Here is a 7,198-nt window from a genome sequence, read left to right as displayed (position 1 = left end):
CGAATCGTTCGGCCAGTCGATCGGGTGCCGGCTGGTCGGACGCACGCGCCGGCAGGGTAAGAAGTCGGCCGTCCATCTCTTGAAGGCCGTACCGCAGCATCGGCCCGTCGATTTCATCCATGAGGGCGCGATTGATGTGGACGACGTAATCCGGTGAGATGCCGAGCAGGTTTGCGTCGAAGGCAGCGTGGTGGATCTTGCACAGGCTCAGACCGTTTTCGACGATCGGAAGGCCATGCTGCCTGTTGTCGCCGATGATGTGGGCGGCATCGAGGAGCTCGCCATGCCGGAGGCGGCAGACAGTGCACTGTGTTCGGTAGGCGAGGAGGACGCGTCCACGGAATTCCGGCTGGTGAAGGCGTTGCCTGACGATTCGTTCGGCATATTCGCGTTCGGCTGGTTTGAGCTGAAGCGGGTCGGAGACGAAGCGAAGGCTCTCGTCGAGAGCGAGGAGGAACCGCCGGTGAGCAGTGTCATCGGCGATGACGTAGACAGGAAATATCGGCACGAAGATGCCTGGGTGGATGGTGCGGAGCAAGATGATCGGCAGGCCGAGTTCGACGGCCCGCCGCATCTTCCGATTGTCACCGTCGGTGCTGCCTGCCCGGTAGTCGTAGGCGTAGAGAGCGTCGGCTATCTGCGCATCTGCGTATGGGCCCCTGGGGTTGGAGATCACTGACAGCGTCGCCAACAGTTCTTTGGGGTTCCGTATACCTCGGTTGCGGTCGATTATCCGCCATTGCTGGTCTCCGACGTGAAGTTGTTCCAGCTCGGACCGGGTGACGACGCCGTTCGCGGCGACGATGTCGGCAAGCCGATCGAAGATCAGTTGGCGAAGATGCAGCTCAACCGCACTGTCGTCCATGGCTGCAGTCTCCCAGGCCGGCCAGGGTTTGGACTATATCTTTGGTCAACAGGTAGAGATCCGGGTTGGCCGGGTCGTCGGTATTGAACGGTTCGAACCCGAACCGTTGCCACCAGCGGAACGCATCAGCGTTGAGCGCAGTGACGACGACGCGACAGGCCGCCTTGATGTTCAGTTCGGCCGCGGTGGCCAGGACGTGCTTGACCATCTCAGTCCCCGGGCCAAGTCCAGCCACGCGAGTGTCTGTGGCCAGCCGACCAATCACCAGCGCGGGAATCTGCCGCGTTGCGCCCTTCCTCAGACTTTCGGGGCCGGCGGACCGATCGACGGAGGTCATCGACAAGGTGGCGGAGCAGACGACCGTCTGGTTCGCATCCGTGATCGCCCACACTGCGGCGGTGTTGCCGCGCGGTTTCTGGCCGGCATAGCGACGCAGCCACTCATCTAATAGTGTTGCGCCAGAACAGAATTCGTCTCAGTGGTGTCTGTCCGGGTCAAGCACTGTCGGCCGGTGGAACCGAATCTCAGCCGAGCCAGCCACACTTCCCCGGCCGCTGCTGCGCGATAGCTCGCCGCGCTCGCAGCGACGTTGATTGCCCCCATCGCCGTTATCGGCACTGGTTTCAGACTTGATCAGACCTGTATTCGATACCGTACGGTATCATCGGAGCATGACTACATTGCCGCTGACCGAAGCAAAGGCAAAGTTGAACGAGTTGATCGACAGCGCGATCAACACCCACGAACGGGTGACAATTACCAGGCACGGCAAACCCGCGGCGGTACTGATGTCCGTGGATGACTTGGAGGCTCTCGAAGAGACGCTGTACTGGCAGTCGCAGCCCGGTGTACACGAGGACATCGCGAAGGCGCGCGAGGAAGCCGAGGCTGGTGCGCTGATGACAGAGGCCGAGGCCCGGCGCCGCTATGGCGTTGGCCATCTGTGAGCTAGATGGTCGGACTGGCCAGCAGTGCCCGCCGGGATATCGACAAGCTGCCGCCGCGCGTCATACCCGCCGTGGTGGAGTTCATCTACGGTCCTCTTGCTCGCGATCCGCGCCGCGTCGGCAAGCCGTTGCGAGAGGACTTTGAGGGCCAATGGTCTGCACGCCGCGGCGACTACCGCGTGCTGTACATGCTCGACGAGCAGCGCCAGCAGATCGTGATCACCAGGGTCGGCCACCGCTCCCAGGTCTACAGATCCCGATGATCGGCAGGCCGAGTTCGAAGGCACGCCGCATCTTCCGATTGTCACCGTCGGTGCTGCCTGCCCGGTAGTCGTAGGCGTAGAGAGCCGAGGCGTGAGCGCGTTGACCGTCAGCGCATCCGGACCCTGAAGTGCATACCAAACCGGTACCATCGATGACGTGAGCACACAAATTGCGGTCCGGTTGCCCGACGAGATCGTCGCTTTCATCGATGCCGAAGTCCGGGGACACCATGCCCGCAGCCGTGCGGCCGTCGTGCTGAGAGCGCTGGAACGGGAACGACGCCGTCGTCTCGCAGAACGCGACGCGGAGATCCTCGCGGCCAGCATGTCAGCGCCGAGTGATGTGGATGCGCTGGCCGGCCACTCTGCTCGTACCGCCCTCGACATCGACTGATGCGACCGATCCACATCGCCCAGCTTGACAAGCCCCGACCTGTCCTGATTCTTACCCGCGAGGTCGTGCGTCCACATCTGACCAACGTCACCGTCGCCCCGATCACGACGACCGTCCGAGGGCTGGCCACCGAAGTCCCGGTAGGCGCGGTGAACGGGCTGGATCAGCCGTCTGTCGTCAGTTGCGACAACGTCCAAACGATCCCGGTGTCTGACCTTGGTCGTCACATCGGCTACCTGCTCGCGTTGCAGGAACCAGCCCTTGCGGACGCCATCGGCAACGCGTTCGACCTCGATCGGGTCGTGTCATAGGTCAGCGCGAACATCGCGCTCAGGACTCGGCAAGCAGAGCGCTCGTCTACGGACATGCCGTCCAACCAACCAATTGTGTTGTGGCGCTCATGGTTTTAGAATAGCGGCGTGCCGAGCGTGCAGATCAAAGATGTTCCGGAGGAGACCATGGGGTCTTGCTCGGGCGGCACAGTGACGTTGACAGCACCGGTGACCCACGTTCGCAAAGACCGTGATCGTCGTTGACGCCAGTGCGCTGGCGGTAGCCCTCGGCGACGACGGGCGGGACGGCCGCCGCCCCGAGCACCGCAGCGCGGTGCCCGCCGCGCACCGGTCACGATCCGGCGAAATTCACATCCTTGGTCACGCTCTCCCATTCGTCGATGGACGCCGTCAGCGCAGTGATCTTGTCGCGCATAGCCTTGAGGACGTCCCGGCCCAGCAGCAACCGCAGCGGCGGGTGATCGAGCGTAGTCACCATCAGCACCGCCTCGGCCACTTTGCGCGGGTCGCCGGGCAGCTGGTCGGCGAACTGTTTGATCAGCTGTTTGCGTGTCGCCACCTCGGCGTAATCGGTTATCGGCGTGCGTGTCTCCTGCATCGAACGGGTGGCCCAGTCGGTGCGGAACGCCCCGGGCTCGATCGCGGTGACCTTGATGCCCAACGGCCGCACCTCGGCCGCCAGCGCTTCGGTGACAGCTTCCAACGCGAACTTGGTGGACGAGTAGTAGGCGTTGGGCGGGTTGGCCACCAGGCCGGTCATCGACGAGATGTTGACGACGTGACCGGAGCGGCGGGCCCGCATCCCCGGCAGCACCGCCCTGATCATGTCGACTGCGCCGAAGTAGTTGACGTCGAACAGTTTTCGCACCGCCGCGTCCTCGCCCTCTTCCACCGCGGACAAATAGCCGTGTCCGGCGTTGTTGACCAGTACATCGATTCCACCGAACGCGTCGCCGGCCGCCGCCACCGCGGCGGCGATCTGGCCGGCGTCGGTCACGTCGAGGCCGGCGGCCACCGCCCGCTCGCCGAACTCGTCGACGAAACCCTGCACCGCCTCGACCCGTCGCGCGGTCACCACGACGCTGTGGCCTGCCGCCAGTGCGGCGCGGGCGATTTCGCGGCCGAAACCCGTCGAGCAGCCGGTGATCAGCCAGCGGGCCATCTCAAATTGTCCCTTCCGGCAGCCGGCGCAGATACCCCTGCCGTCGCTGCGCGAGCGTCGTAGCGCGGTCCGCGGCGCTCATCGCGGGCAGAGTCACCTCGGCGTCGAGACGGTCCAGCGCTACCACCCGTCCGCGCGCACCCAGATCCGAGCGCGGGCCGGTCTCGCCGAACTCCGCCATCCGCAGCGTCAGGATGCCTTCCCGCAGCCCGGCGGAGTCGATCCAGTTCGCCACGCCGGGATCGACCGGTGAGATGACGTAGGTGTAGCTGCCGCCGTCGTTGGCCGCCGACTGGGCCTTGTTGAGGCTGCCGGTGCGGTCCACGATGTCCAGCGTGGTGCCCCAAATATTGCTCAGCGGCACCGTAAAGTATTGCGCGCCGCCGTCGTTGAGGTCGACGACGAACGCCTCGTCGGGGCCGAGGTCGAAGCGGCCCATCACGTAGACCTGGTTGCGCATCGCGCCCACCGTGTCCGCCGACCACGCCAGGTTGACATAGTTGGGCGGCATCTTGTACGCGCCGTGGCTGAGCTTGCCGGTGAAGTCGGCGAAGTGCGCCATCATCGCCGCGGTCGCCTCGGCCTGCTCGTCGACCGTGCGCGCCGACGTCCCTGCCCGTCCGCCCAGGCGCTCGACACCGAGGTGGTTCGGGTCGTCGCGGTCCCAGTCGAGCAGCACGTCGCGGATGTAGAACTCGTGTGCCGCAGGCGAAGTCTGCACATGGTTGGGCCGCCCGGCGGCGGGATCGGCGTCGACGGTGATGGTGAAGCTGCCGTCGGAGTCGACCTGCATGGTGCGGCCGTTGAGCACGGCGACCGTGCCCATGTGGGCGTCCCACAGCGTGAAGTAGTTCTCGGTCATCCGGTACTCGCCGACCCGGCCGTGAATCTCGTAGCGCTCGTCGCCCGATATCGGGATCACCCGGTACACACTGTCGGGATTGTCGATACCCCAGCGTGATCCGGGGACGCGGCGGCCGTCGACCGGATGCGCGAGCCGGGTGATGCAGGTGATCCTGGGCCGCAGCACGTCCTGGTTGGACGACCACATCGCCGCGGAGAACATCACTTCGGCGAACGCGTCGTCGAACCGCTGCCGCATCGCCTCGGAGGCCTTGGCCCGGCCCAGCCAAGTCTCGGCGACGCTTCGGTAGGCCGCCTGCACGGTGGGGTGCTCCATCAGGTCCAGCGCGGCCAGTTCCTGTTCGTGCTGGGACGCCGTCGCGACGGGGTGGTCAGCCATGCAATGCTCCCTCTGATCCGAAACGCTTGTTGTACAACGCAAACCGCTCATCGACCTGTTCGGGCCGCAGGCCGTAGTCAGCCAGCCGGTAGGGCGGGCGGGCTGACTCACGCGGACGATAACGCAGCCAGCGCCGCATAGCGCCTTCGGCGTCCACGGTAAGCGGCAGGCCGACGGCGTCGTACACCCGGGCCACGGCTGCGATCGGGTCGGCGACCGCGTCGTCGAACGCGATGTCGGTCACTCGGCCGGTTTCTTCGTCGGCGTCACAGGCCCAGGCCTCGCGGACCGCCATCGCCCGGTCGTTGGCCCAGCCCATCCGCGCCAGCCACTGCGCGCCCACCCGCGGCAGGTCGACGGTGTCGGCGTGCATGGCGTGCAGGGTGACGTTCAGGCTGGCGCCGGACGCGACGGTGGTGCAAGGGTCGCGGTGCATGTGCACCAGGTGCAGGTCGGGGAACTGTGCCCGCAAAACATCCAGATATCCCAGGTGCGCAGGCGATTTGAGCACCCAGCGATCGGCAACCAGGCCGCGCTGACGTTTCTGCCACTGCAGGAACTGCAGCATCCGATACAGGTAGGCGTAGGCGGGGGAGAAGTCCTGCGCGTCGAGCCAGGACCGGTAGTTCGGAACGTGTGCCCCGGATTCGGGCACATGCGACAGAAACGCGTCGGCGAGGAAGACGATTTCCTCCTCGGCCTGCGTCGCGTACATCGGGTGGATGGCGAACAGCTCCGGCGCCAGGTGACGCGATCTCGCCTCGCGCGCTTCAGCGACCGCGATGCGCGGATCGGCCCCGGTGAAGTCGTGGTCCTCTGGCGGCGCGACCTGGACCACCTCCCAACCGTGGGCGCAGTGCAGCCGCGGGTCGGCGGCCAGCAGCCGCTGCAGCAGGGTGGTTCCACTGCGCATCATCCCGACCACCACGATGGGCGCGGTGATCCGCTCGTCGAGAATCTCGGGTGCCGTCCGATCCACTCCTGGGTGCGCAGCCGCATCCGCAGGCTGTGCACGATGCCGGAGCGCAGGATGTGCGTGCCGACGGCGTTGAGTTCGGCATGCAGGCAGGCCCGGCCGTAGTCGGCCAGGAGCATGCCCAGGGGAGTCGCGAATTCCCCGGGGCCCCAATCGGTCAGCTGCTCTTTGCGTTGCGCGTCGGCCAGCACGGCGGCCATGTCGAAAGCGCCGGCGGTGCCCAAGGTTCAGAACTTGAGGTGTTGGCTGACGTCGCCGATCTGGTCGACGAACATGGTCCGGGTGTCGAACCACCACACCCCGTCCAGCCGGTGAAAGGTGTCGCGGTAGCGCCCGGTCACGATCACCTGCAACGGCAACTCGGGGGTGGCCTGGGTGACGCAGTAGTACGAACTGCCGCGTGCGGTGCCGGCCGCCTCGTCGACGTCGAGTTGCACGTTGCTGGTGTGGTGTTTGGTCTTCGGGGTGCCGTCGTCGTGGATACGGGTGGCCATCTCGTACATCCGCCGCACCCCGGCGGTCCCGGTGAACACCGTCTCCGGCGGGCCGCCGTCGACACCGCAGATCCGGCCGTGCGCGAAAAGCACGGCCACCGCGTCCAGGTCGCCGGCGTCGAGCAGTTCGGCGTAGCGGTAGATCAGGTTGGTGATCACCAGTGCACTGTCACCCATGTGCGATCACCCTGAACGACCTTCGCTTTCCGTGCCGGCGTCGCAGACCATGGTGGCAGAAACGAGCCGGACCGCGGTGATTTTCGGTCGAATCGGGACCTGACCGGGGTCAGGATCGCGGATCGCCGGTCGCCACAAGTGCGCCGCAGCCGCCTAGCCCGCAGGCCGGATCGCGCCCGGAGCCGCCGGTCCTGCCGGATGGCCGCGCCGTGCCTGCCGAGCACCTATCCGCGCGGCACGGATGCTTATCCGCGCAGCGCGCAGCGGGAGACGAGCAAGAGGGCCTACCGGTACGCGCATGGATGCGGCTGCCGGGACGGGTGCCGCGGTGGCGGTGGCGATCCCGGGACCCAGGACCCCGCCCAGCCCGATGACCACGACCGC

12 protein-coding genes are annotated in these 7,198 nt (G+C 66.1%); 5 read left to right on the top strand and 7 right to left on the bottom strand.

Going from position 1 to position 7,198, the window contains the following annotated elements; translation table 11 throughout:
- Together ABDW21_RS15595 and ABDW21_RS15590 are read right to left on the bottom strand one after the other, a co-directional pair.
- Positions 1-865, bottom strand: an 865-nt coding sequence (locus ABDW21_RS15595; RefSeq protein ID WP_343710688.1) for an HNH endonuclease, incomplete at its 3' end; no start/stop codon positions are given.
- Positions 846-1,256, bottom strand: a complete 411-nt coding sequence (locus tag ABDW21_RS15590; RefSeq protein ID WP_343710687.1) for a GNAT family N-acetyltransferase — start codon at positions 1,254-1,256, stop codon at positions 846-848. The genes ABDW21_RS15595 and ABDW21_RS15590, both read right to left, overlap by 20 nt.
- Before the next feature lie 280 nt (positions 1,257-1,536).
- Here ABDW21_RS15590 and ABDW21_RS15585 point away from each other — a divergent pair, with 280 nt between their 5' ends.
- The 4 genes from ABDW21_RS15585 (at position 1,537) to ABDW21_RS15570 (ending at position 2,780) form a co-directional block, all read left to right on the top strand.
- Positions 1,537-1,812, top strand: coding sequence for a type II toxin-antitoxin system Phd/YefM family antitoxin (locus tag ABDW21_RS15585; RefSeq protein ID WP_343602666.1), 276 nt, complete (start codon positions 1,537-1,539; stop codon positions 1,810-1,812).
- A 5-nt stretch (positions 1,813-1,817) separates the two neighbouring features.
- Positions 1,818-2,075 carry a type II toxin-antitoxin system RelE/ParE family toxin gene (locus tag ABDW21_RS15580; protein WP_343602664.1) on the top strand — a complete coding sequence of 86 codons (258 nt, stop codon included), beginning with the start codon at positions 1,818-1,820 and terminating at the stop codon, positions 2,073-2,075.
- 148 nt (positions 2,076-2,223) lie between these two features.
- Complete coding sequence (locus ABDW21_RS15575) at positions 2,224-2,469, top strand: YlcI/YnfO family protein (RefSeq protein WP_343710689.1); 246 nt, start codon at positions 2,224-2,226, stop codon at positions 2,467-2,469.
- Complete coding sequence (locus tag ABDW21_RS15570; protein ID WP_343710686.1) at positions 2,469-2,780, top strand: type II toxin-antitoxin system PemK/MazF family toxin; 312 nt, start codon at positions 2,469-2,471, stop codon at positions 2,778-2,780. Before ABDW21_RS15575 ends, ABDW21_RS15570 begins: the two co-directional genes overlap by 1 nt.
- A 313-nt stretch (positions 2,781-3,093) precedes the next feature.
- Here the strand turns inward: ABDW21_RS15570 and ABDW21_RS15565 are convergent, their stop codons facing one another.
- From ABDW21_RS15565 to ABDW21_RS15545, 5 genes are read right to left on the bottom strand one after another with little or no spacing between them, the layout of a single operon-like run.
- Complete coding sequence (locus ABDW21_RS15565) at positions 3,094-3,924, bottom strand: oxidoreductase (protein ID WP_343602660.1); 831 nt, start codon at positions 3,922-3,924, stop codon at positions 3,094-3,096.
- Position 3,925: 1 nt separating this feature from the next.
- Positions 3,926-5,167 carry a hypothetical protein gene (locus ABDW21_RS15560; protein WP_343602658.1) on the bottom strand — a complete coding sequence of 414 codons (1,242 nt, stop codon included), beginning with the start codon at positions 5,165-5,167 and terminating at the stop codon, positions 3,926-3,928.
- Entirely contained in the window at positions 5,160-6,146 is a 987-nt protein-coding gene (locus tag ABDW21_RS15555; RefSeq protein WP_343602656.1) for a sulfotransferase, read from the bottom strand. The genes ABDW21_RS15560 and ABDW21_RS15555 overlap by 8 nt, the downstream gene beginning before the upstream one ends.
- A complete protein-coding gene (locus ABDW21_RS15550) occupies positions 6,080-6,367 on the bottom strand; it encodes a hypothetical protein (protein ID WP_343602654.1) in 288 nt (95 codons plus the stop codon). The genes ABDW21_RS15555 and ABDW21_RS15550 overlap by 67 nt, the downstream gene beginning before the upstream one ends.
- 3 nt (positions 6,368-6,370) lie before the next feature.
- Positions 6,371-6,814: a nuclear transport factor 2 family protein gene (locus ABDW21_RS15545; RefSeq protein WP_343602653.1), complete on the bottom strand. Its 444-nt coding sequence runs from the start codon at positions 6,812-6,814 to the stop codon at positions 6,371-6,373.
- 198 nt (positions 6,815-7,012) lie between these two features.
- Here ABDW21_RS15545 and ABDW21_RS15540 point away from each other — a divergent pair.
- Positions 7,013-7,198: hypothetical protein (locus ABDW21_RS15540; RefSeq protein WP_343710685.1), on the top strand; the 186-nt coding region annotated here is incomplete at its 3' end.

Source organism: Mycobacterium sp. (assembly GCF_039583805.1).
Taxonomy (GTDB): domain Bacteria; phylum Actinomycetota; class Actinomycetes; order Mycobacteriales; family Mycobacteriaceae; genus Mycobacterium.
Note: the sequence above shows the minus strand (reverse complement) of the source record. Positions and strands in the feature narration are given on the sequence as shown.